Raw genomic sequence first — 22,813 nt, 5'->3', positions numbered from 1 at the left:
CTCATGACGATCGCTGTAGGACGCGCGCCACAGCGGGGATGGTTTGACGTCCTCGATGACTGGCTCAAGCGCGACCGCTTCGTTTTTGTCGGCTGGTCCGGCATTCTTCTCTTCCCAACGGCCTATCTGGCCATCGGTGGCTGGCTTACAGGCACCACCTTTGTCACCTCCTGGTACACCCACGGCATTGCCTCTTCGTACCTGGAAGGTTGCAACTTCCTGACTGCTGCTGTGTCCACCCCCGCTGATGCGATGGGTCACAGCCTTCTGCTGCTCTGGGGCCCTGAAGCCCAGGGTGACTTCGTTCGCTGGTGTCAGCTCGGCGGCCTCTGGGCCTTCGTTGCCCTGCACGGTGCCTTCTCACTGATCGGCTTCATGCTGCGTCAGTTCGAGATTGCCCGTCTGGTCGGCATCCGTCCTTACAACGCCATCGCCTTCTCCGGCCCGATCGCGGTGTTCGTCAGCGTCTTCCTGATGTACCCCCTCGGCCAGAGCAGCTGGTTCTTCGCTCCCTCCTTCGGTGTGGCAGCGATTTTCCGATTCCTCCTCTTCCTGCAGGGCTTCCACAACTGGACCCTGAATCCCTTCCACATGATGGGCGTCGCCGGCATTCTTGGCGGTGCACTGCTTTGCGCCATTCACGGTGCAACGGTGGAAAACACCTTGTTTGAGGATGGTGAGCAGGCCAACACCTTCAAGGCGTTCGAGCCCACTCAGGAAGAAGAGACCTATTCCATGGTCACCGCCAACCGCTTCTGGAGTCAGATCTTCGGTATCGCCTTCTCCAACAAGCGCTGGCTGCATTTCTTCATGCTGTTCGTGCCTGTGATGGGTCTGTGGACCAGCTCCATCGGCATCATCGGACTGGCTCTCAACCTGCGCGCCTATGACTTCGTGTCACAGGAGATCCGTGCTGCAGAAGATCCCGAATTCGAGACCTTCTACACCAAGAACATCCTTCTGAATGAAGGTCTGCGTGCCTGGATGGCACCGGCTGACCAGCCGCACGAAAACTTCGTCTTCCCTGAAGAGGTTCTGCCCCGTGGAAACGCCCTTTAATTCCGGTCTTATCGCCACTGGCGGTAAAGACCTCGACTCCACCGGCTATGCCTGGTGGGCTGGCAATGCCCGTCTGATCAACCTTTCAGGCCGTCTGCTTGGTGCCCACGTGGCCCACGCCGGTCTGATGGTCTTCTGGGCCGGAGCCATGATGTTGTTCGAGGTGAGTCACTTCACCTTCGATAAACCCATGTATGAGCAGGGGCTCATCCTGTTCCCCCACGTGGCCACACTTGGCTATGGCGTGGGTCCCGGTGGCGAAGTCACCGATCTCTATCCCTTCTTTGTGGTTGGTGTTCTGCACCTGATCAGTTCCGCCGTGCTCGGTCTCGGCGGTCTGTACCACGCCCTTCGCGGCCCTGAAATCCTGGAGAACTATTCCACGTTCTTCTCCCAGGACTGGCGCGACAAGAATCAGATGACCAACATCATTGGCTATCACCTGATTCTTCTTGGTGTTGGCTGCCTGCTCCTGGTCTTCAAGGCCATGTTCTTCGGTGGTGTTTACGACACTTGGGCACCAGGTGGTGGCGACGTTCGCCTGATCACCAACCCGACCCTCGATCCCGGAGTGATCTTCGGTTATCTGTTCCGCGCCCCCTTCGGTGGCGAGGGCTGGATCATCGGTGTGAACTCCATGGAGGACATCATTGGTGGCCACATCTGGCTTGGCCTGATTTGTATTTCCGGAGGTATCTGGCATGTCACCACCAAGCCATTCGGCTGGGTGCGTCGCGCCTTCATCTGGAATGGCGAGGCTTACCTGAGCTACAGCCTCGGTGCGTTGAGCTTCATGAGCTTCATTGCCTCGGCCTACATCTGGTTCAACAACACCGCCTATCCCTCGGAGTTCTACGGCCCCACCAACGCCGAATCCTCCCAGGCACAGAGCTTCACCTTCCTGGTGAGAGACCAGCGTCTCGGTGCCAACATCGGTTCGGCCATGGGCCCCACCGGTCTTGGTAAGTACCTGATGCGTTCACCTACTGGTGAAATCATCTTCGGTGGTGAAACGATGCGTTTCTGGGATTTCCGCGGCCCCTGGCTTGAGCCTCTGCGTGGTCCCAATGGTTTGAGTCTTGACAAACTACAGAATGACATCCAGCCCTGGCAGGTTCGTCGTGCTGCTGAGTACATGACTCACGCCCCCAACGCATCGCTGAATTCCGTTGGTGGCATCATCACTGAACCCAACTCAGTGAACTTCGTCAACATCCGCCAGTGGTTGTCTGCGACACAGTTTGTGCTCGCCTTCTTCTTCCTGGTGGGTCACCTCTGGCATGCCGGCCGCGCCCGAGCTGCAGCTGCCGGTTTCGAAAAGGGTATCGACCGTTCGGCAGAGCCTTCACTGGCTATGCCCGACCTCGACTGATCTTCACGACCAGACCCCTCGAGATCACATTCAACGATCGTCATTCAGCCCCACGGCAACGTGGGGCTTTTTTACTGCAATCAACGGGAAGCGATCAGAAGTTCATATCGAGCAGAGTGTGGCCCTTGGGAGGTTCATGACGCTCCTGACCGGCTGCGGGAAGCTGAACGCCCTGGACCGAGCGATTCCAGGAACCCGTTGATTCAGTGAAATAAGCCTGCTCAGCATGGAGGCTCAGGGAAGCCTTTTGTTGATCGGTGGCACTCACCGTCAAAGGCTCCATGGCCGATGCGCCAAGAGCGAATGTTGCTGAACAAAGAGCGGTGCCGATTCCAGGCAGAAGACAACGGAGCATGGCCAGATGTGTGAAGAGGGCCTGATTTCGCTTTAGCTACGGCCAGCGAAAAATGGCAAGCCTCTGCCTTGCCATGTATCAAACCTGAGGTAACCGACGCCGCAACAGCGGCAGGCTGAGCCTGACCACATGGGAGCAACAATCATCCAGCGCCCTACCAAGCAACTACTGCGATGCACAAGAGAAAAACCGATTCACCAGGGCAAATGCCAATCAAGCGAAGAATATCAATATTGAATGCAACAACAGCAACCCAACGAAAAGAGTTGACAACACAATACAAACTATCAACCAAACAAGCAGAGAGACAAAAAACAGAGGAGGAAGAGGGATGCCAACAGTATTAGCACCGAGAACAATCTAGAAGAAGAGGCATTAACAACATATCTGCTGATCAAGCGATAGATAAAAACAAAAGCGTGAGCCGAATCACAATTGAATGTGAGCAAGCTCAAGGAGCATAAGGCTCTAGATCACATCAAGAGCCATTGCATTGATCGAGATTGATTGAGTCCTTCAAAAGGTATTACCTTTTCTCCAACCATGAAACGACTCTTAAGCAGCTTACGATCAAACAACAAGCAACCAAAGCGCAGAGACTTCATCGCTGAAAATCTCAATTTGGCACAATTAACGAAAGATCAAAACAACCACCTAGAAGCAGGGCATTCAATCCGCCATTACTCCAGCAATGACGAGATCACTGAACAAAAGCAGCCCTTTGAGCTCGAAGCCAAGGATACATTACATGCAAAGAAAACAATCCAAGATTTTACTGACTACAATAAACCATCTTTTGAGAGGGAAGGACGATTCAATTTTGAATATTCCACAAAACCAGAAGATCCAATTACAGGCAATCAGCGACAACAAAATACATTCAGCCCGCAACCAAGCGAACCATTCCGATCATTCAATCAGCAAGATTTTTATTCCAGGGAAAGTCAAAATAATCCCATTGAATTACCCGAATACTTTAATAATCAAAGCCAGTTTGAGCGAAAGTTCGATAGATATTCCTTCAAAAATTTAAAACTGACAACAAGAAAAGATCAAAACGAGATTCCGCAAGATCGCACAAATGGTGAACAGGAAGCTGGTGAAGAAGGTGGTTCAAGGAGCCCATTCAGCGAAGGGATTAATCGACAATCATTTAGACATATCCCACGAGAATATGATGTCAGACTAAGCATGAAACCATCAGGCTTTGGAAGAGGACGCCTGTTTGACTATGGTTATACCCGGATTTACGATGCATCACATGACGGCACGAAAAAAGAAGTGTTTGAAGATGGTGCTATCAGAATCGATTATAATGGCGACTTCTTAAATGAAAACAGACTGGAATTTTCGGATGTCTTTGGCTTCTCTTGGGGCCCGCTTGCAAGTATTAAGATTGGCAATGTTGAAGCTCAAGTCAATGCAACCCACATCACGACAGGAGAAAGTATTGATCTTGGATCATATACGTTAGACCTCTCAGAAGATCGGTTCCTTGTCGATCTCAACGGCAAGATTGATGCTGCGGAAAGCCTCTTCGATAGACGCAGTAAGTGGAACTTCAATGTGAATATTGATGCTGTATACGGTGGCTTTAGCAAAAACATAGAAGACTTTGATGAAACACTAGCAATGATTGACGCTCTTGAATTGAATACATTTGATGGCGATATTGAAGCCAATACTTTCAATTATTATGATATGAATGTATTGGAGTGGGTAGGCTCTGAATATGATTCAGGCATAATTTACAAGGGTCGTGGTGGAACTGACGAACTCATACTCAATGGTATTGATAGTGCAGACATTAAGAGCTTCAATGGCGAAACCTTCAGCGGCATGACTGATTACACGACGATCGGCAAACAAGCCATTTATCAAGGCACAGCTTTCGATATCTTAAGTCTCAAAAACGGAGATGAGATTTATCTACAAGGCATTGAAAGGATTACCACCGAAGACAATAGCTACCGCATTAGAGAGGCAATGAGCGACAGTACAAAAGGACAATGGAATCTCAATGCTATGGATGCTGCAGGGGCATGGCGTTTCAACAAAGGTTCCGACAAGGTCAAGCTTGTTTCTCTAGATACTGGTCTCAACGACGTAGCAGGAAGTGTCACTGATGCTCATGATGAAATTAGCCATGTGCAAAATCAAAGTGCAAAATCAAACGACTCTCATGGTCATCGAGCGATGAGTGTGATGGCTGCTAAGCATGACGGTGAAAACCTGGCAGGCATTGCTCCCGGAAGCCAACTGGTTGCCTATAACGTTGGGAGCGATACTTTTTATGAATCCATTGAAGATGCCAAAGATCAACGCAATTGTGATGAGCGTCTGGTCTTTCAAAACGCAGCATGGCTCACTGATGCTAGTGCGAATTGGCCAAGCGCAGAGGCAATGAAAACCTCCTTGGAAGAAACACAAGAATATGCCTTCTTCTCTATTGCCGCCGGTAATGATTGGAACAAAAACACAGTTTGGGCTGCTGGGCAACAACCAGATGATTTGATTCCAGACGAAACAACTGAATTAGATAATATTGCCATCGTTGGTGCTCTGGAGTTCACAGGCACAGAAGAAATCGATGCCATTACTGGTGGTTCACTTACCAATGTGACAGGAATTGAACTTGCTGATTACTCAAACGCTGGCGACGGATTGACGATGGTTGCTCCCACAGATAGTCTATCTATTGATGCTAATGGATCAGTAGGTAATTTTAGCGGTACCTCTTGTGCAAGCCCTAATCTTGCTGGTGCAGCTGCATTGGTCTGGAGTGAGAATTTAGCTCTTACAGGTGTAGAGATTAAAGACATCATCATGACGAGTGCGATGGATCTAGGCGTCCCTGGGAGTGACAGCACATACGGTGCAGGCACAATCAATGCTGAATCTGCAGTTCGTCGCTCTCATGCACTCTCGGTCGATCATGAATTAGCCAGTTTCTATAGCAATACAGATTTTCTAGCTTGATTCACAACACTTTCTAATCGCATCTATTTTCATCGCCCTGGGCATGTGTCCAGGGCTTTTTTGGGTATTGATAAGACTTAGCCCATTTTCTCCCAATCCACATCAACAGAAATAGCCATTGGGTGCACAGTCCTTTTCTCCAGATAAAGCAGGGTGGACGATTAGGATTCAGCGCACCTCAATTCATCTGAGAAGAAATCCACATCCTCGACGTTGAAATCAATCGATGCCTCGACTGGTGTGAGATGAAGGATTTTTGCAAGGTTAGAAATCCAGCGCAGAAGTTGCAATTGCCGCTCACAATAACTGTAATTGTGAGCGGCACAGCAAATGGGCAAAGAGTTCAAAATAGAAGATGCGACTTCGAATTAGCTACGGCAAGAGAACAATGACCACTGACGATCAGAGCGCTAACCAACGTCGGAGAAGCGGCAAACTGAGACCAATCACATTTGAATAGCAGCCATCTAAACGCTCTACAAAAGAACCTCCAAAACCCTCCAGAGCAAAGCCTCCTGCACAGCGAAGTGGTTCGCCACTGGAAACATACGCTTCGATCTCCTGATCACTGACATCGGCAAACAACACGCGCGTCGTCACGCAAGCAATCCGCAGCTGCTGAGGAGCCATCCCATTGACGGGCAGGAGACAGTGGCCGGTGTGCAATTCACCCCAGAGTCCACGCATGCGCCGCCAGCGATCCACGGCCTGAGCAGGATCAGCTGGCTTTCCGAACACCTCTCCAGCGAAGACAAACAACGAATCGCAGCCAAGAACCGAGCTGGTCTCATCATCGTCGAGCTGCTCGAACACAGCTTTCGCCTTGGCCTGCGCCAGGCGCCTGACCAGCTCAAGGGGGTCGGAATGCCTGATGGCATCTTCATCGACTCCACTCACCTGAACGCGATGGGGAATGGCTGCCTGTTGCAGCAGGCGACGTCTTGCAGGAGACGCGGAAGCCAACAGCAGCATTGGAGTCTCCATCGGAGTTGCTGCGAACGAGAATGGCACTGACAGAACGTTTCGCGTGATTCTTCAGCAACCCGGCGAACTCACAAGCCATGCCATGCGAAGGGCACGGCTGGCCGTGCGCTGCCTGCCTTTCCAACGCAGCTTCTACCGCAACCTTGAGCAGGGAGCCCTGAGCAGTGCCGAGCTGGTGGCTCTGCCTGACTGGTCTTCTCAAACCAGGGGTCGACTGAACGCCAGGGCAACGGAGGATCAGCTGATCTGGCTGATCCAGCTTGGGGTTCTGCGACGCGAAGTTGATGGCCAGGGGCTGACGGAGCGAGTGCGTCTGACCCCACTGGGCAGAGACGTGCTGAGACCGTGGCCGGACACGATTCCAAAGGCCGGCCTTGCCAGCAGAATTCTGCACCGGTTGCGACGACACCGACCTCGCTGGTGAATTGCGATGCTGCAGGGAGTTCATCAGGCTGCGACGAAGTGGGGGAGTCTGAATGGAAAAGACCACTGATGGTGCTTGGCACCAGCAGTGGAGCAGGGAAGTCGCTGATGACAGCAGCGCTGTGCAGAGTTCTGAAACGGCGAGGTGAAACGCCGCTGCCCTTCAAGGGGCAGAACATGAGCAACAACGCCTGGGTTGACCAGGATGGGGGGGAAATGGCGTATTCCCAGGCATTGCAGGCCTGGGCCGCAGGTCTGGAGCCGATGCATGCCATGAACCCGGTGCTGCTCAAACCCCAGGGTGATTCGACCAGCGAGGTGATTCACATGGGGGACTCCGCGGGAACCTGCAGAGCAGAGCACTACTACCGCGACTGGTTCGACTCCGGCTGGGCCGCCATCCGCAGGGGTCTTGAGGATCTGCAGGCCAGTCATCCAGGCGGAAGGCTGGTGCTTGAGGGTGCTGGCAGCCCGGTGGAAGTGAACCTGCAGGCACGCGATCTCACCAACCTGCGTTTGGCCAAATATCTGCGTGCCAATTGCCTGCTCGTTGCCGATATCGAACGCGGAGGAGTCTTTGCACAGATTGTCGGCACCCTTCAGTTGATGACACGGGAAGAACGGCAACTGATCCGCGGGCTGCTGATCAATCGTTTCCGAGGCAGGAGAGAACTGTTTGACGAAGGTCGAAGCTGGCTCGACAACAACACAGGCATCCCCGTGCTTGGAGTGATGCCATGGCTGAACGAGCTCTTCCCACCCGAAGACTCCCTCGACCTGCTCGAAAGACGTGGACGCAAGCGCGGCGCCGAGATGGAGATCGCTGTGGTGAAACTGCCGTCTCTGAGTAACTTCTCTGATCTCGACCCCCTGGAAGCGGAGCCAACGGTTGAACTTCGTTGGATCGCACCGGGCGAACCGCTTGGATCTCCGGATGCCGTGGTGATCCCTGGCAGCAAACAGACGCTGCGGGATCTGGCCTCCCTGCGCAACAGCGGTCTTGACGCTGACCTGATCCGTTATGTCGAGAACGGCGGTGAGCTGTTCGGCATCTGCGGCGGGATGCAGATGCTCGGAGAGGAACTGCACGACCCACACGGCCTGGAGGGCGACAGCAGTCCAGGGCAGTCAACTGACAGCATCGCGGGCCTTGGCCTGCTTCCCATCCGAACAGTGTTCAGCGGAGAAAAAGCCCTGCATCAACGGCAAGCCCTCGTGCTCTGGCCGGATCAGCAACCACGGCTGGAGGTGGAGGGCTTCGAGCTGCATCGGGGCCACAGCGAAACGACCGATGCCTGTCAGACCTTCTGCTCTGAACAAGACCTGGGATGGGTCTGGAGCCGGGATGATCATCAGGGAGTCACGTCAGGCACTTACCTGCATGGAATCTTCGATAACGGCCCCTGGCGCCGGCGGTGGCTGAATCGGCTTCGCCGCAGACGAGGACTCGCAGACCTCAGCGAACAGCAACCACACCACAGTCGCCAGAGGGATGCCCTGCTCGACCGCTTGGCCGATGCCTTCGAAAAGCATGTGAATCTGGATCCACTGCTCCAGACATCCACGTGACCTCAGGCCGCAGAAGGGTGGAAATCCTCTGGCCGGATGGACGGCGCAGCGTCAGCCACAAGGGTGAGGACTGGCTTGTGGCGGCTCGGCAGGCCGGGGTGCATGTGCCCACCGGCTGCATGGGAGGAAGTTGCGGTGCCTGCGAGATCGACGTTGACGGCAACACCGTGAGGGCCTGCATCAGCACCGTGCCTGCGTCAGCATCGGGACCAATCAAGGTGGAGCTGGCCACCGATCCCTACTGGTGAACAACCCGCCGCCAAGCCAACCGCGAAGCCTCCTCTCCGGCATGGCCCGCTCCGTTGTGGCAGGGGCTGCTGGTGGGGCGCTCGCCGCACTGGTTGTGAGCACCACACTTCTGATTCAGGGATGGATCTGGAGTGCATCTGTCCTGCGTGGACTGCCGAGCGATCGGCCGTTGCTGTGGTGCCTGCTCTGCTCTGGAGCGATCGGCGCGGCCCTGAGCCTGCTGCAACGACAACGTACTGACCGGTCTCTGCCCGAACTGCAGGAAACACTTGCTGAACTGCGGACACCCGGGGGCTTGAACACGCAGCACGGCCTCAGGCAGGTGATCGGCGGCATGCTGGCCCTTGTCGGCGGCGGCACGCTTGGCCCTGAGGCCTTGATGACGAGACTGGTCGCCGTTGCGAGTCATGCGGTCTGGAGAGGAGCGGACCGCAACCTGGTGGCTGCCGCGATCGCGGGGTCTCTGGGACTGTTCCGTTCACCGCTGGTGGGGGGTGCGGCACTGGCGGGCCACCGATGGCAGCTGATCTGGCGATGGCTGCCGGGCACCATCGGAGGGGTGGCAGGGTTCGTGGTCTTCAACGGCCTCAGTGACCTCGGCGGAGGCCTGCATGGCGTGTCCTATGCCTTGCCAACTGATCCAGCGCAGGGACTGGGTGCCTTGATTGCAGCCGTGATCGCCGGGCTCGCGGGCTGGTTGGCTGGACAGCTGATCAGACGCTGGCGACATTGGCTCCAACAGATGCGGCTTCTGGAACGGTTCTGGTGGATCCCGATCGGCACAGGACTGCTGGTTGGGCTCTGCCTCTGGGGACTGCCACTGGCCAGCTTTTCCGGGGAGAACCAGTTGAGGCCGCTGATGTTGAACGAGTGGGCTCTGGAGACGCCCATCCTGTTGCTGTCGGCCCTGGCGAAGCTGCTTATGGTCGGGCTCTGCCTTGAGACCGGCTGGAGAGGCGGACAGTTCTTTCCGGTGATCCTGGCCTGCAGCGCGCTTGGACTTGGTTTCCATCAATGGATTCCCTGGATCGGAACCATCGACAGCTGGAGTGCCGGAGTCGTGGGGGGCTGCCTTGCGGTGTTGCTCAATGCACCGCTGCTTGGCCTGGTCCTCGGCCTCACGCTTCTGCAGGGCCATGGAGCCGCAGCGCTCGTGATCGGTCTGCTGGTGGGACTGATCCTGCAACGGAGAAGCTGAGTGGGAATCCTGGCGGGATTGATCGCGGCCCTGGCCTGGACACTGGCCAGCAGTCTCTGGAGAGGGCTTTCCACCTCCCTTTCGGCGATTCAGCTCAACGGACTGAAGAATGCGATTGCCTGCGCAGCATTGCTGCCGGTGCTGGTCTCACTGCCCTGGAACGGGCAGATGCAGGCTTTGCTGTTGCTGCTGATCAGCGGTGGGCTGGGAATCTCGCTGGGTGACAGCTTCTATCTGGCCGCGCTGAGACGCCTGGGGACTCGCAGAACACTGACACTGGAATCCCTCTCACCGGTTGCTGCCGCAACGGGTGGTTGGTTCGTCATGGGAGAGCAGCTGTCTCTGCAGGGCTGGGCCGGTGCACTGCTGGTCACCATCTCGGTGGTGCTGGTTGCACGGCAACAGCCTCCTGATGCCACCCGGACGCTCGACCGCAGCCGCCGGGTGCAGGTGCAGGGGCTGCTTCTGGCCCTTCTGGCCGTGATCTGCGGAGTGGCGGGAGCAGCAGTCTCCCGCACTGTTCTGATCAACAGCGAGCTCACACCTTTGCAGAGCGCCGCCTGCCGCCTCCTCGGTGGACTGCTGCTTCTGCTTCCCTGGCTTCGATTTGGAGCCAGGTTTCCGCAACCGCGTCCACGCCATCTGCGCTGGCCTCGGGTGCTGACTGCAACACTGCTGGGCACGGTTCTCGGAATCCTTCTGCAACAGGTCGTGTTGCAGAGCTTGCCTCTGGGCATCGGCATCACGGTTCTGAGCACAGCACCGGTGATGGCCCTGCTGGTGGCCCGTGCGGAAGGGGATCATCTGAAACCGTCCGTGCTCCTGGCTTCGGCACTGGCCGTGGCAGGCGTCGGGCTGGCAGTGCTCAGCTGAGCAGTGCTCAGCGGAACCGTCACATTGACTAGCTTCGGAATCTCTGAGGAACCAGGGATGAAGGACACAGCCACCTACCTCGGAGCCAATGGCTGGCTGCTGAACATGGCTGGACTGCGGGTGCTGCTGGACCCTTGGCTCAGCGGCTCCCTTGTGTTTCCACCGGGTGCCTGGTTGTTGAAAGGCGAAATGCCCAACCTGATGCCAATCCCTGATCAGCTGGATCTGCTGCTGCTCACGCAGGGGCTGCCCGATCACGCCCATCCGGAAACGCTTCAGGCGCTGTCGAAGCAGATTCCCGTGGTGGGATCGGCTGCTGCGGCTCGCGTTACTGAGCGCCTGGGTTTTGAAACGGTCACCACCTTGCAGCCCGGCGACACCACCACAGTCGGCGATCTCAAGATCAGGGCCACTGCCGGCGCAGCCGTTCCGGCGGTGGAAAACGGCTACCTGCTCGACTGGCCCGATGGTTCTCTGTATCTCGAACCACACGGCGTTCTGGATCCTGCGATCGATCAGCGCAGCGTTGACACCCTGATCACACCGGTCGTGGATCTTGGCTTGCCGATGCTGGGAGCGTTCATCACAGGTGCGCGTGTGATGCCTGATCTGATCAGCAGATTCCAACCCAAGACCGTGCTGGCCAGCACCACCGGCGGCGACGTGAAGTTCAGCGGCATGATCAGCAGCCTGCTGAACGCCGCTGATGCGTCAACAGACTGCGGTGATCTGCCCGACGACTGCACGCTGATCACACCCACGGTCGGACAAGCGATTCCATTGCCATCAGGGTCGCGCTAAAGAAACAGCAGCGGAGCCCCTGGCATGGCGATGGATCAGCTGCTGATGCAACTGGAAATCAACACGCATGGCCCGGGGTTCACCCGCCTGAATGAGCAACTGAATCAACGCATTCACGACTGCGGGCTCAGCAAGGGAGTGGTTCATCTGACCTGCCTGCACACCAGTTGCAGCCTCACGATCAATGAAAACGCCGATCCCCGGGTTCTGGAGGATCTCGCAGCCTGGATGAATGCCGTGGTACCGCAGGATGGATCTGGACCAAGCGGACCTGACGGCAATCGTCGCCGTTACCTGCATGACGACGAAGGTGACGACGACATGCCTGCCCACATCCGCACGGCACTGACCACACAAACGATGAGCCTGAGTGTTGACAGCGGCCGATTGTTGCTGGGCACATGGCAGGCGGTCTATCTCTGGGAGCACCGATCGTCCCCGCACCGCAGACGAGTGGCCTGTCATCTGATCGGAGACATGGCGAACGACTTCAGTGAGCGCAGCCAGCTCTCAGCAGCAGCCAGAAGCACTACTGCCGCACTTATGGCACGTCGCAACGGCACCAGACTGAATGATGTGGTTCAGGCCCGCCACGTCCCAGAAGCCTGGGCCCAAGATGGCGGCGTGGACACCGAGCTGGATCTGCTGATCGACCGCCTGCACGACATCTCTGATCCATCGCAGTGATATCGAGCCGATGATTCCCAGAACCAGCGCCCAGAACACAAGTCGAGTGCTGCTGGCAGGCCTGATCGGCAACGTGATGGAGTGGTACGACTTCGCGGTGTATGGCTACTTCGCAACCGTGATCGGCAGGGAGTTCTTTCCCTCCAGTGATCCGGCAGCCTCTCTGATCGGTGCCTTCGGAGCATTCGCTGCTGGATTTCTGGTCAGGCCTCTCGGAGGAGTGGTCTTCGGTCGAATCGGCGATCTGGCTGGGAGACAGGTCGCGTTGAAACTTTCGGTGATGGCCGTTCCGACCGTTTTGATGGGTCTGCTCCCTACCCACAGTCAGATCGGCATCGCAGCTCCCATTGCTGTCGTGCTGCTGCGCATTGTTCAGGGTTTGTCTGTAGGTGGCGAATACACCAGCTCAATCATTTTTCTCAGCGAAAACGCACCGGAACGCCAACGCGGTTTCTATGCGATCTGGGGGCTGTGGGGATCCGTGCTGGGAATGTTGCTCGGTTCCGGCTTCGGTGATTTGCTGGCTCACACACTCAGTCCTGCGCAACTGGAAAGCTGGGGTTGGCGACTGCCGTTTCTGCTGGGCGCACTGGTGGCAACGACCGGTGTTGTGATCCGACAGGGAATTGGTGCCGAGATGATCGAACCAATGGTGAAGTCACCAATTCGAGAAACCTTCGGTCGCTATCGCCTGCAGGTGTTGCGTGTGATGGCGCTGAACATTGCCAGCAGCGTCGGGTATTAGCCGTCTTCGTCTACGCGGTCAGCTACGTGGAGGAGATTGATCACCTCAGCGCCGCCACTTCACTGAGTCTGAACACCGGCGTTCTTGCCGTATTGCTGATGCTCTATCCGATTTCAGCCTGGCTATCCGACCGGATCGGACGCAAACCGATGCTGATCAGTGGATCATCACTTCTCTGTTTTGGTGCACTGCCGTTATTCAGGCTGATGCACAGCAGTGATCCTCAACAGGTGCTCTGGGGAGAACTGGGCCTGACACTGGCAGTGGCACTGCTGGCAGGAGGGAAGAATCCGGCCAATGTCGAGCTGATGCCGGCGGCGGTGCGCTGCACCGGACTTGCGGTGGCATTCAATGTGGCTGAGGAATATTTTGGCGGAACCACTCCACTGATTGCAACCTGGTTGATCGCCCAGACAGGCAATCCACTCTTGCCTGGAGCCTGGGTCGCTTTCAGCGGACTGTGCACCCTGATCACGGCCTGTGCATTTACCCGAGAGACAGCCTTTCGCCAGCTCTCAGCGGGGTCAACCTGAAATGCAGTTGCTACAAGAGATCAGAGCCAGGTCATCCACCATGAATCCAGAATGGGGAAACCAGCCAGTGGTTCTTTTTTCGACAAGCGGTGCGATGCAGTAGTTGATGCTCTCGATCACAAGCTCAGGCAGATTTGAAGTTGTTGGTGCCGGCTGATGTGTCTGCTCGCAGCGCTTGGACTGATCGCACCAAGACTGATTCTGGTCCTGCTGTGGCTTTTCAGTCCTGCAGTTGTTCTGGGCCCCTTTGCCAGCCTGGCCATCCCCAATCCGATCATTCCGCTGCTCGGCCTGCTGTTTCTGCCGACCACAACACTCGGCATCTGCTGGGCGGCGGAGTCCTTCGGAGGAATGCAGTCGTTCAGTGGACTGCTGATCGTGTTGATCGGGCTTGTGATCGATGCGGGATTGATCGGCAAAGGCAGAGGACTCAGCAAACGTTGAAACTCAGCCTTGATTGCCATCATCCATTGAACGGCGCACTAGAAGCTGAGTGAGCGCCAGCAGAACAAGGAAACCGCCGGCAACAAGCAGAAGCAACACGCGGATCAGGTCAGGAACGATGCTGAAGAAGCCTATTGAGCCGGCCACGCATGCGATTGAGTTGGGCCCGTTCCTTTTCTGATCGATCAACCTGGCGAAATGCCACAAAAAACACGGTCAGGGTGAATGCAAAGCCAAGCGTGACCATGCTCAGCAACAGAGGGTCCAACGATTCCATAGGGCGAAAACGGAACGTTGAACCCAGACTAATTGAGTCAATGACGGCCTCTGGCGGCTCGGGAGCTGACCGGAGGAAAACTCGATCACAGATCAGCACTGGCTCCAGCACAATGCAGTCATTGGATCTGGATGATGACCATCGAAATCCTCCTGAACGGTCACACCATTCATCTGAAAGCGGCCAGCGATGCAAGGGTCGCGGAAAGAGTGGCTGCTCAAATGCAGAGAAGGATCAGGGAAGATGACTGGCAGCCCTATCGATCAAGAGACGAAGCAATTCGTGCCTGGACGCGACTGGGCGGAATCCGCTTGCAGGTCATGCAGGCCCTGGGTCTGCAGTCAGATCTCAACCATGTTCAGATCAGTCAGGACTGACTCATCAGGGATGACATCCATACCCGAGTGATGCCATGACAGGAACAGCTGCCGGTGAATGGCTTGAACTCAACCCAGATACTGCTTGAAAGCCCCAAGGAAGACACCTTGATTGATGCGCTGAGAGGCTGCAGAAATGCAAGCGAGCTACGAGCGCTTGAACAACGCCTGGCCAGCACAGACTCCATCCCATTGTTCGACTGGATCTGTGATCTGCTCGTGCAGAGGCGTATTTCCAGAGGGTTGGCCGCAAGGTTGCTGGGGCAACTGCATAACAGTTGATTTCAGCCGAAACATCGGCCGACAAGGCATCGCAAGCTGCCAAGACAGCTTGCGCCGGAAGCGATCGGGCCAAGCGGCCAACAGTGGTGTGTCATTTGCACCAGGACAAATGCCGGCAATGTTGCAAAATGACATGAAGTTACGTAAACACCATGTCTGAGCAGCAGCCCAAAACCAAGAGCGCAATGGAAGAGACCTTCGGCATGGACACCTGGGTTGACGGCGAAACCTGGAACGGTCGCCTGGCCATGCTCGGCTTCATCGCTGCCATTGCAGTCGAAGTTGCAGCTGGACAATCCCTGCTGCCGAAAATCTGGTGATCGAGCGAGAGGGGTGCCACGGGCCTTGTGGCCCCACCCCTTTTGAGCCAATCACGTTGGATACATTTTTCAGCGATTCTCACGATCGGCCATGAGAAGCTGAGCACTGAGTGATTTCTTTGCTGAAAACCTGATCAGGTCAAGATCACATCATCGTGGCACTGCAGGCCTTCAGCTGAAACAGCAGATCGACAGAGCAAGACGAAAACCATGAATTCCAGCAGGCACCCGGAGGAGGCTTCTGGAGCCCTGCGAAAGGGCATCTGATTCGAGGAATCAAACATTCAACGCAAGGTCGTTTCCGGTAACACTCCACGGCGCCTCAATCAAAAAAATAAAACTGATCAGTGCTGCTGTGCATTGGTTACAGGGCACGGAAAAATATGTTTCAATCAAGCCGGCTTTCGATAGAAGAAAGAACAGGAGGATACAATTAATCCAAAAATCGAGAAAATGGAAAACGAATTAAGCAAACATCTCGCCGAAGTGCTTCATTCAGCTGAAGGCTATTCATCAGAGGAATGCAACGGTGGGGCTGTGATTGAGCTTCTTTTTGATCTCCAACTCATGAAGATCGAAACTCTCGACGATTTTAAAGAACGGCAGTCAGAAGCTGCTGTTCAGGAACTGATCCAGGAATACCTCAGTCGATAAACAAGGATTTACAATGAGCCTCAGCAGAATGAGTACATCGCTGAATACGCAGAAGAGCAATCGCCTAAGCCATAAAACCCAACATGAATGAGTATGGTGCAGATCAACCCTTAAAATTGATCGCCAACATTCAGTTCAAATGGGCAGTATGGAGGCATCAAGATCAGCAGAGTGGTGCACAATCCAGTGGCGATGAACAGATACCCAACAGAATGGCATCTGGATGAAGCCGCTCTTGATTGGCTCGACCAGCTTCTCGACCAGCAGTACCGTCGTGGGGTCAATGCAGAGAATCTCTCAGCACACACGCGTGCAAGAGAAATGGTTGATTTATGGAGAGCGCAGATGGGATCAAGACGCCACCAACAGGACCCTTGATGACAGGTTGTTCTCTGAAGCAGACCATCCCGGGGGCAAGCAGATCAAACATTGAATCCAAGTTTAGATCTTTCAAGCATTGAACGGATCCGCGAAAACCAGTGGTCATTTGTTTAGCAAATCCTTGAATCACAACAAAGATTTAGCGCGGCCAGAGCATAATCACCAATACCCCTGAAAGTGCAATACCGGCACCAATCAGATCACCAAGGTCTGGCAAATAGCCATCAAATTGCCTAGCCCAGGCAAAGGCAAGAACAATGAAAAATCCGCCGTAAACTGCATAAACCCGTCCAAAGTCTGAGGTTGGCTGCAAACACGGCACAAAGCCATATCCAATCAACGCAATGATTCCGGTACCGGCATAGATCCAGTTCTTATTTTCCCTGACAGTCTGCCAAACAAGCCAGCCACCACCGACCTCAAGAAGCCCTGCAGCAACAAAGAGAATGACGGATAAAGTTATTGTCTGCGATGTCCAGACAAACGAAGATGAAGCATTTTGCACATTGGCCGCATCTCCTGCAGGACTGTTTTCAAGCCCATCAAATCCGTCATTGTTCACTGTCCATCTTTATAAACTCCACCTTGACTTAGCAATCAGATCAAAAATCGTCAGCACTATATATAAGCATGTGTTTCCTTAAAACCAAAAATCATTCGATGCTCAATAACATTCATCCCAGCATCCCAGGGCAGGATTAAGTTGCAATATTGTATCAATCCCAGGTTGATACTGAACAGCTACTCAGAAATCACCAGAATGCAATGACCTCTTTTCGACCTGAAGCTTTCCCCCCACGTCCACATATTGTCCTTTGGACCACCTGTTCAGGCCGATTATTTGTAAATGGAATTCTCGTTCATAATTCCCGCTTGGATAGCCTGGCTGATTTCGGAAGGTACTACTGGACCATTAACCGCAATTATCAGAAATGTGATTTAAAGGAAAGCTTCTATGATGAGAAAGACGGATTTTCCTCGATGACTGAAATGAGCGACAGGTCTGATTGTGACCATGGCATTTCAAAAAACATGGCCGAATTAGCTGCTGCTCCCGAATGTGCAGAGTTGATGACATGGAACGCCGTCTGAGATCCTCGCGAAGCCAGAATCTCAAGCATGTTGAGCCGCGGGCCAAATTCGCTGGAAACACTTGAGAAGCCGCGTGGCGAAGGTTGGCTTGTCAATGGTGAACAGAAACTGCTGGTGCAATTCAGACCTGATATGTCTGTGAACCACGGTCAGTGGGTTGAGTTGAGAACGTACAGCTGGGTTCGCCCACAACCTCCGGTGCCTCAGACCAGACGCAGGGTGTCGAAAACGACCGCAATCGATACCTGGAAACACATGGTTCAGGTGGGATGGCGCCAATGCTCACCACCTGTGCTCTGACATCAGAGTCAGCATCAATGGATTGCCTAAGAAGTCGCGCTGAAAAGTAGCTGATGTTACTAGCTGCCCGGAGGTCGCGACACGTCACAAGGGGCAAATATCCGCTGGAAGGCTGCTCAGAGGCCAGACAGGTCAAGCATTGCTGAGCATCTGGATCACACCAAACACAAACAGAGCCAGAACAATTGCGGAGAGGAGTGACTTTCCCCGTCCCCGGCTGGCAATACTGTTCTGAATCATCTGAATCATGTGTTCTCTATCACTTTGATCACCATTGGTAAATAACAGCAAATTTTCCATGATGATGCCAGGCATTCGACTTGCTCGGCACACACAAAAGATACTCAAGATTTCACTCTTGAAACGAAATCAGTAACCGCTGAACCTCTTGAAAGAGGAAATGATTCAGCACAGTGCAGCGATAAGCATCCTTGCTTATCGCTCTACAAGTGCACAGGCGCGTTTGCCTTTGACGCTGAATGATCTGAGCGAGATTTCCCCGCCAACAGGCGGTGATCTGCGACATATCCCGAGCCCCATAGCTCATAACGATGACGCCAGCCATTACCTAGACCGCCCCAGGAACACCGAAGCGCTCAAAACAGAAGCTGAAAACCAGGCGAAAGGCCTGCCCCTAACGGGAAGCCCAGGCCGCAGAACACAATCCAAGTCAGGCCAATTCTGATCTCATCAACAAACCCAATTCCCATCTGCGCATCCGCGCTGCTGAGCTTGATTCTCAAATGCAAACTATTCACTCCTGATTGTGATTCTCAAAAGCAGATTTGCTGTTCTTGAATGTGATTCTCAAAAGCAAATTTTCATCGCTTAATGTTCGGTTTCTACCCCTATCTTTCGCCCTTTTGTGATGTAGAACTGATTCATCCCTCAACGAGGTTCGACATGACAACTTCAGCCACTCCCCAAGCCACCATTGCCATCCCTACCGGTCCTGCAGGCCGCGCCATGGCCGAGCCCATGTCGGCAGAAATGCTCGACCTCATCCAGGCTCATCTCAACCTTGAGCGTCAGTCAGCCGCCGCCTATTTCGCTGCCGCCATCTGGTTCGCCGAACGTGAGCTGACCGGCTTTGCCGAGCATCTCCGTGACGAGGCAAAACAGGAGGAGCAGCATGCTGCCAAATTCGCTGACTATCTGATCTCAAGAGGTCAGAGGCCTGTTCTCGACACCGTTGAACCGCCTCGTCAGCAATGGCCTGATGTGGAGCAGGTCATCGCCAATGTCTTCCGCATGGAAGCTGATGTCACCGCATCGGTGCTGCAGCTCTACGGCACCGCCGAGCAGGATCTCGACAGGCGCGCCACCGTATTCCTTGATCCCATCGTTGATGATCAGCGTCTCTCTGAGCATGAGGCCGCCTATCTGCTCGGTCGCGTCAAGTTCGCTGCCGGCAACCCTGCTGCTCTGATGATCATCGATGCCGAGCTCAGAGAAGGCGAGGCCGAACCCGCCAAGCTCGAGGGCTGATCAACAGCAACAACCAACCCTCCTGCCACCGATCCCCACCAACCGATCCAGTTCAACATCCCTGCAGCCCCACCATCAGGTGGGGCTTTTGGTTGCACTGAAAGGCAAAACGCATGAACTCAGCAACACGTTGACGTTGCCGAACCACAAGCATGCGCATGATGAGGATCCCTCCAGTTGTTGACGATGACCTGGACCTATCTCTTTTGCCTGCTCGCAGGAGGTGTGTTGATCACACTTTCCATCGCCGGTGATTCAGACGTCCCGGATGGCGATGGCGTCACGGGCATTGCCGAAGGAGGTCATCCCGCAGTGCTTTTCAGCACATCGTTCTGGTCTTTTTCCATGGCCGGATTTGGGCTTTGCGGCCTGCTGCTGCAACTGTTTTCGGCAACATCAGCATCAACCATCAATCTGCCGATCGCATTGTTGCTTGGCCTCGGCATGGGCTGGTGTGCATCCTTAACACTGCGCTACCTGGCACGACGTGATGCCAACACGGTGGTGCTTGCAGGAGATTTGATCGGTCTTGAAGCCAGAGTCACCCTGCCCGTTAGTGAAGATCAACGGGGGTTTGTGGAAACATCGGTGCGCGGCAGCCTGGTGCGGCGAGCGGCACGTAGCAATTCTGGCCAGCTTGATCGAGGCCAGAGAGTCGTGATCCTTCGTTCTGAGGGGACCACATTGATTGTGGATGCCCTCGACATGGCCAGTTGACTGGAGCCTGGCTAGGGAGGTTACAGCCGCAGACCCAGGCATGCGCAACAGCCTGGCCATTGAACCAACACCGGTTCTGGCCCAACGACAGCCAAGCAGTGATCCTGCAGCGGCCGTGGTGTCAATCGGTTCCGCAGTCTTTGTCGCGATCGTTGCACTCACCCTGATCAGCCGGTGGATGATCCGCATCTGCAGGCCCAACGAAATGTTGGTGGTGACTGGCTCCAAATCCAACCAGGGAAGTCAGGGGATCAAGGGGTACAGGGTTGTTGCCAATGGGGGTTGCACCTTTGTGAAACCGATTCTTGAAACAGCGCGGCGCATGGATGTGACTTTGCTGCCAGTGCTGGTGGAGGTGAGTAACGCCTACTCAAAAGGAGGGACACCACTCAATATTCAGGCGATCGCCAATGTGAAAGTCAGCACGGATCCCGAGATCCGCAACAACGCAATTGAGCGTTTTCTCGGTCGCGATACCAAGGAGATCGTTCAGGTTGCCAAAGAAAACCTGGAAGGCAACCTGCGAAGCGTGTTGGCGCAGCTGACTCCTGAACAGGTCAATGAAGACCGTCTGCGCTTTGCAGAGCAGATCGCCGATGAAGTGGGCGAAGATCTGCGACGACTGGGACTTCAGCTCGACACCCTCAAGATTCAGAGTGTTTACGACGATGTCGACTACCTCAATTCGATCAGTCGACGACGCGTAGCCCAGATCGTGCGCGACGCTGAAATCGCCGAGGCAGAAGCCATCGGTCAGGCTGAACGCATCGAAGCGGAGATGGAGGAAGTGGCGGAGGTGGTGCGCACCGAGGCCGACACCGTGGTGCTTGAAAAAGACAACGACGTGCGGACCAAGGTCGCCCAGATGGAAAAGCAGGCCCGGTCTGAAGAGGAGCGAACCGAAGCAGCCGAACTGGAGGCCAAGGCTCGAGCCGAACAACAACTGCAGAAGGTGCGCGCTGAGCTGGAGCGCCTGCGACTGAAAGCCGAGGCGGTTCTGCCATCAAAGGCTCAGCAGAAGGCCAAGGAACTGCGGGCTCGCGGTCAGGCGGCAGCCACCGCGGAAGATGTCAAGGCCAGTGCGCTCGTGAATGACATGCTCACCCAGGTCTGGGAAGACGCGGGCAGCACAGCTGAGCTGGTTTTTCTGCTGCAACAGATCGAAATGGTGCTCCAACAGGCCACGCGACTGCCGGCTCAGCTGCAGTTGAAGCGCGTCACAGCGCTGGATGGTGATGACGCTTCAAGCCTGGCCAGCCTTGTTGCCCTGAACCACAAAGTGGTGCGTCAGTTCTTCGAGCAGGTGAAGGACATCCTCGGCGTTGATCTGCTCGGCACCTTGTCCTCAACCGGAGTGAAGTGATGTTTTTTGCCGTTGGTCTCACCGGAGCCGCAGGCCTTTGGGCGTTTGTTGTACTTCTGCGTCAGCTCTATTACATCTGCCAGCCCAGTGAGGTGCTGATCTTTGCCGGGTTGAGCAAAACCACCGGAGATGGCCGAAAGGTGGGCTATCGCACCGTGCGGGGAGGAAGCGCTCTGCGCATCCCTGTGCTGGAAGAAGTGATGCGACTCGACCTCAGCAACATGATCATCGAGTTGCGGGTGGAAAACGCCTATTCCAAAGGAGGCATTCCTCTCAATGTCGCCGGAGTCGCCAACATCAAGATCTCCGGTGATGAGCCGGGAATCCACAATGCGATTGAACGGCTGATCGGTAAAAGTCAGGATGAAATTCGCCACATTGCCAAGGAAACCCTGGAGGGCAATCTGCGTGGCGTGATGGCGAGCCTGACACCGGAACAGCTCAACGAAGACAAAATCACATTTGCTCGAACCTTGCTTGAGGAAGCCGAGGACGACCTCCAGAAACTCGGGCTGGTGCTGGACACGCTGCAGATCCAGAACATTTCTGATGATGTGCGTTATCTCGATTCGATCGGTCGCAAACAGCTGGTGGAACTGAAGCGGGACTCACGCATCGCGGAAGCGGAAGCCACGTCGCAATCCGCGGTGAAACAGGCGGAAAACGCTCGTATCACCTCACTGCGCCGCCTGGACAAGGAACTGGCCGTGGCCACGGCCAATGCTCAGAAGCGCATCAAGGACGCTCTCACACGACGTGATGCCCTGGTCGCCGAGGTGGAGGCACAGGTTGGCGCGGAGCTGGCTCGAGCTGAAGCTGAGTTGCCCGTTCAGGAGGAACGGATCAAGCAGGTGATGCAGCAACTGGAAGCCGACGTGATCGCACCGGCGGAATCTGAATGCGAAACGATGATGGCGGATGCGAAAGGGGCTGCGGCCTCAATTGTTGAGCAAGGCCGCTCACAGGCCGAAGGCCTGCAGGAGCTCGTCACCTCGCTCAAGCGATCAGGCTCCGATGCCAAACGACTGTTTCTGCTACAGAAACTGGAGCCACTGCTGACGATGCTCAGCGACACCGTGCAACCGATCGAAGTGGAGGAAGTTTCCCTGATCGGTGAACGCGATGGACAGATGAATCTCTCGATCGCCACCTTGCTACGCCAGCTTCAGGACAGCACTGGCCTGCGCCTGCCTAGCAGCAGCGATCAGTCAGCACCGACTCAGACAACACAGTCCTCTGCAGGAGGATCGAACCAGGAATGACCGGCGTAGCAAGAGCCATGAGGTGAACC

Annotated in this window: 27 protein-coding genes; 22 read left to right on the top strand and 5 right to left on the bottom strand. The window is 55.1% G+C overall.

Features of this window, described 5'->3' with window-relative positions; all coding sequences use genetic code 11:
• Positions 1–3 precede the first annotated feature (3 nt).
• Positions 4–1,059: a photosystem II D2 protein (photosystem q(a) protein) gene (gene psbD, locus SIB56_RS01545; protein WP_186538906.1), complete on the top strand. Its 1,056-nt coding sequence runs from the start codon at positions 4–6 to the stop codon at positions 1,057–1,059.
• Positions 1,043–2,431, top strand: coding sequence for a photosystem II reaction center protein CP43 (psbC, locus tag SIB56_RS01540; protein ID WP_413324861.1), 1,389 nt, complete (start codon positions 1,043–1,045; stop codon positions 2,429–2,431). The genes psbD and psbC overlap by 17 nt, the downstream gene beginning before the upstream one ends.
• 94 nt (positions 2,432–2,525) lie before the next feature.
• Here the strand turns inward: psbC and SIB56_RS01535 are convergent, their stop codons facing one another.
• Entirely contained in the window at positions 2,526–2,786 is a 261-nt protein-coding gene (locus SIB56_RS01535; protein ID WP_413324859.1) for a hypothetical protein, read from the bottom strand.
• Positions 2,787–3,293: 507 nt separating this feature from the next.
• Here SIB56_RS01535 and SIB56_RS01530 point away from each other — a divergent pair.
• A complete protein-coding gene (locus SIB56_RS01530; protein WP_413324858.1) occupies positions 3,294–5,765 on the top strand; it encodes a S8 family peptidase in 2,472 nt (823 codons plus the stop codon).
• A 402-nt stretch (positions 5,766–6,167) separates the two neighbouring features.
• Here the strand turns inward: SIB56_RS01530 and SIB56_RS01525 are convergent, their stop codons facing one another.
• Positions 6,168–6,737, bottom strand: a complete 570-nt coding sequence (locus SIB56_RS01525) for a Maf family protein (RefSeq protein WP_413327015.1) — start codon at positions 6,735–6,737, stop codon at positions 6,168–6,170.
• A gap of 55 nt (positions 6,738–6,792) precedes the next feature.
• Here SIB56_RS01525 and SIB56_RS01520 point away from each other — a divergent pair, with 55 nt between their 5' ends.
• From SIB56_RS01520 to SIB56_RS01475, 10 genes are all read left to right on the top strand, one after another.
• Complete coding sequence (locus SIB56_RS01520; RefSeq protein ID WP_413324857.1) at positions 6,793–7,173, top strand: Npun_F0494 family protein; 381 nt, start codon at positions 6,793–6,795, stop codon at positions 7,171–7,173.
• Between the two features lie 68 nt (positions 7,174–7,241).
• Complete coding sequence (locus SIB56_RS01515; RefSeq protein WP_413327013.1) at positions 7,242–8,741, top strand: cobyric acid synthase; 1,500 nt, start codon at positions 7,242–7,244, stop codon at positions 8,739–8,741.
• A complete protein-coding gene (locus SIB56_RS01510; RefSeq protein ID WP_413324856.1) occupies positions 8,738–8,989 on the top strand; it encodes a 2Fe-2S iron-sulfur cluster-binding protein in 252 nt (83 codons plus the stop codon). The genes SIB56_RS01515 and SIB56_RS01510 overlap by 4 nt, the downstream gene beginning before the upstream one ends.
• 41 nt (positions 8,990–9,030) lie before the next feature.
• Complete coding sequence (locus SIB56_RS01505) at positions 9,031–10,188, top strand: chloride channel protein (protein WP_413324855.1); 1,158 nt, start codon at positions 9,031–9,033, stop codon at positions 10,186–10,188.
• Positions 10,189–11,061, top strand: a complete 873-nt coding sequence (locus SIB56_RS01500; RefSeq protein WP_413324854.1) for an EamA family transporter — start codon at positions 10,189–10,191, stop codon at positions 11,059–11,061.
• A 57-nt stretch (positions 11,062–11,118) separates the two neighbouring features.
• Positions 11,119–11,862 (top strand): MBL fold metallo-hydrolase, encoded by a 744-nt coding sequence (locus SIB56_RS01495; RefSeq protein WP_413324853.1) that lies wholly within the window; start codon positions 11,119–11,121, stop codon positions 11,860–11,862.
• 24 nt (positions 11,863–11,886) lie between these two features.
• Positions 11,887–12,549, top strand: coding sequence for a secondary thiamine-phosphate synthase enzyme YjbQ (locus SIB56_RS01490; RefSeq protein WP_413324852.1), 663 nt, complete (start codon positions 11,887–11,889; stop codon positions 12,547–12,549).
• A 10-nt stretch (positions 12,550–12,559) separates the two neighbouring features.
• The gene (locus tag SIB56_RS01485) at positions 12,560–13,294 is read left to right on the top strand and encodes an MFS transporter (RefSeq protein ID WP_413324850.1); all 735 of its coding nucleotides are present in this window, start codon (positions 12,560–12,562) and stop codon (positions 13,292–13,294) included.
• 26 nt (positions 13,295–13,320) lie between these two features.
• Complete coding sequence (locus tag SIB56_RS01480) at positions 13,321–13,827, top strand: MFS transporter (RefSeq protein ID WP_413324849.1); 507 nt, start codon at positions 13,321–13,323, stop codon at positions 13,825–13,827.
• Between the two features lie 156 nt (positions 13,828–13,983).
• On the top strand, positions 13,984–14,271 hold the full coding sequence (locus SIB56_RS01475) for a hypothetical protein (protein WP_413324848.1): 288 nt from the start codon (positions 13,984–13,986) through the stop codon (positions 14,269–14,271).
• A 3-nt stretch (positions 14,272–14,274) separates the two neighbouring features.
• On the opposite strand, the gene SIB56_RS01470 is transcribed toward SIB56_RS01475, so the two are convergent.
• Positions 14,275–14,418: a hypothetical protein gene (locus tag SIB56_RS01470; RefSeq protein WP_413324847.1), complete on the bottom strand. Its 144-nt coding sequence runs from the start codon at positions 14,416–14,418 to the stop codon at positions 14,275–14,277.
• 264 nt (positions 14,419–14,682) lie between these two features.
• On the opposite strand from SIB56_RS01470, the gene SIB56_RS01465 reads away from it, so the two are divergent.
• From SIB56_RS01465 to SIB56_RS01455, 3 genes are all read left to right on the top strand, one after another.
• A complete protein-coding gene (locus SIB56_RS01465; RefSeq protein ID WP_413324846.1) occupies positions 14,683–14,925 on the top strand; it encodes a hypothetical protein in 243 nt (80 codons plus the stop codon).
• 63 nt (positions 14,926–14,988) lie between these two features.
• The gene (locus SIB56_RS01460) at positions 14,989–15,207 is read left to right on the top strand and encodes a hypothetical protein (protein WP_413324845.1); all 219 of its coding nucleotides are present in this window, start codon (positions 14,989–14,991) and stop codon (positions 15,205–15,207) included.
• A 152-nt stretch (positions 15,208–15,359) separates the two neighbouring features.
• Positions 15,360–15,527: a chlorophyll a/b-binding protein gene (locus tag SIB56_RS01455; protein ID WP_413324843.1), complete on the top strand. Its 168-nt coding sequence runs from the start codon at positions 15,360–15,362 to the stop codon at positions 15,525–15,527.
• 1,174 nt (positions 15,528–16,701) lie between these two features.
• Here SIB56_RS01455 and SIB56_RS01450 read toward each other — a convergent pair.
• A complete protein-coding gene (locus tag SIB56_RS01450) occupies positions 16,702–17,124 on the bottom strand; it encodes a YnfA family protein (protein ID WP_413324841.1) in 423 nt (140 codons plus the stop codon).
• Positions 17,125–17,327: 203 nt separating this feature from the next.
• On the opposite strand from SIB56_RS01450, the gene SIB56_RS01445 reads away from it, so the two are divergent.
• Both SIB56_RS01445 and SIB56_RS01440 read left to right on the top strand, forming a co-directional pair.
• Positions 17,328–17,654 carry a hypothetical protein gene (locus SIB56_RS01445; protein ID WP_413324839.1) on the top strand — a complete coding sequence of 109 codons (327 nt, stop codon included), beginning with the start codon at positions 17,328–17,330 and terminating at the stop codon, positions 17,652–17,654.
• Positions 17,655–17,681: 27 nt separating this feature from the next.
• Positions 17,682–17,954 carry a DUF1651 domain-containing protein gene (locus SIB56_RS01440; RefSeq protein WP_413324837.1) on the top strand — a complete coding sequence of 91 codons (273 nt, stop codon included), beginning with the start codon at positions 17,682–17,684 and terminating at the stop codon, positions 17,952–17,954.
• A gap of 132 nt (positions 17,955–18,086) precedes the next feature.
• Here the strand turns inward: SIB56_RS01440 and SIB56_RS01435 are convergent, their stop codons facing one another.
• Positions 18,087–18,269, bottom strand: a complete 183-nt coding sequence (locus SIB56_RS01435; protein ID WP_413324836.1) for a hypothetical protein — start codon at positions 18,267–18,269, stop codon at positions 18,087–18,089.
• A 588-nt stretch (positions 18,270–18,857) separates the two neighbouring features.
• Here SIB56_RS01435 and SIB56_RS01430 point away from each other — a divergent pair.
• The 4 genes from SIB56_RS01430 to SIB56_RS01415 all read left to right on the top strand — a co-directional run bounded on the left by SIB56_RS01430 (position 18,858) and on the right by SIB56_RS01415 (position 22,784).
• Positions 18,858–19,442 (top strand): ferritin, encoded by a 585-nt coding sequence (locus SIB56_RS01430; RefSeq protein ID WP_413324834.1) that lies wholly within the window; start codon positions 18,858–18,860, stop codon positions 19,440–19,442.
• Between the two features lie 186 nt (positions 19,443–19,628).
• The gene (locus SIB56_RS01425; RefSeq protein ID WP_413324833.1) at positions 19,629–20,159 is read left to right on the top strand and encodes an NfeD family protein; all 531 of its coding nucleotides are present in this window, start codon (positions 19,629–19,631) and stop codon (positions 20,157–20,159) included.
• A 40-nt stretch (positions 20,160–20,199) separates the two neighbouring features.
• Positions 20,200–21,522: a flotillin family protein gene (locus SIB56_RS01420; protein WP_413324831.1), complete on the top strand. Its 1,323-nt coding sequence runs from the start codon at positions 20,200–20,202 to the stop codon at positions 21,520–21,522.
• Positions 21,522–22,784 (top strand): flotillin family protein, encoded by a 1,263-nt coding sequence (locus tag SIB56_RS01415; RefSeq protein WP_413324829.1) that lies wholly within the window; start codon positions 21,522–21,524, stop codon positions 22,782–22,784. The genes SIB56_RS01420 and SIB56_RS01415 overlap by 1 nt, the downstream gene beginning before the upstream one ends.
• Positions 22,785–22,813 lie beyond the last annotated feature (29 nt).

The organism is Synechococcus sp. MIT S9503, assembly GCF_047304175.1.
In the GTDB taxonomy this organism is placed as follows: Bacteria; Cyanobacteriota; Cyanobacteriia; order PCC-6307; family Cyanobiaceae; genus Synechococcus_C.
This window is presented reverse-complemented; position numbering and strand designations above follow the sequence as displayed.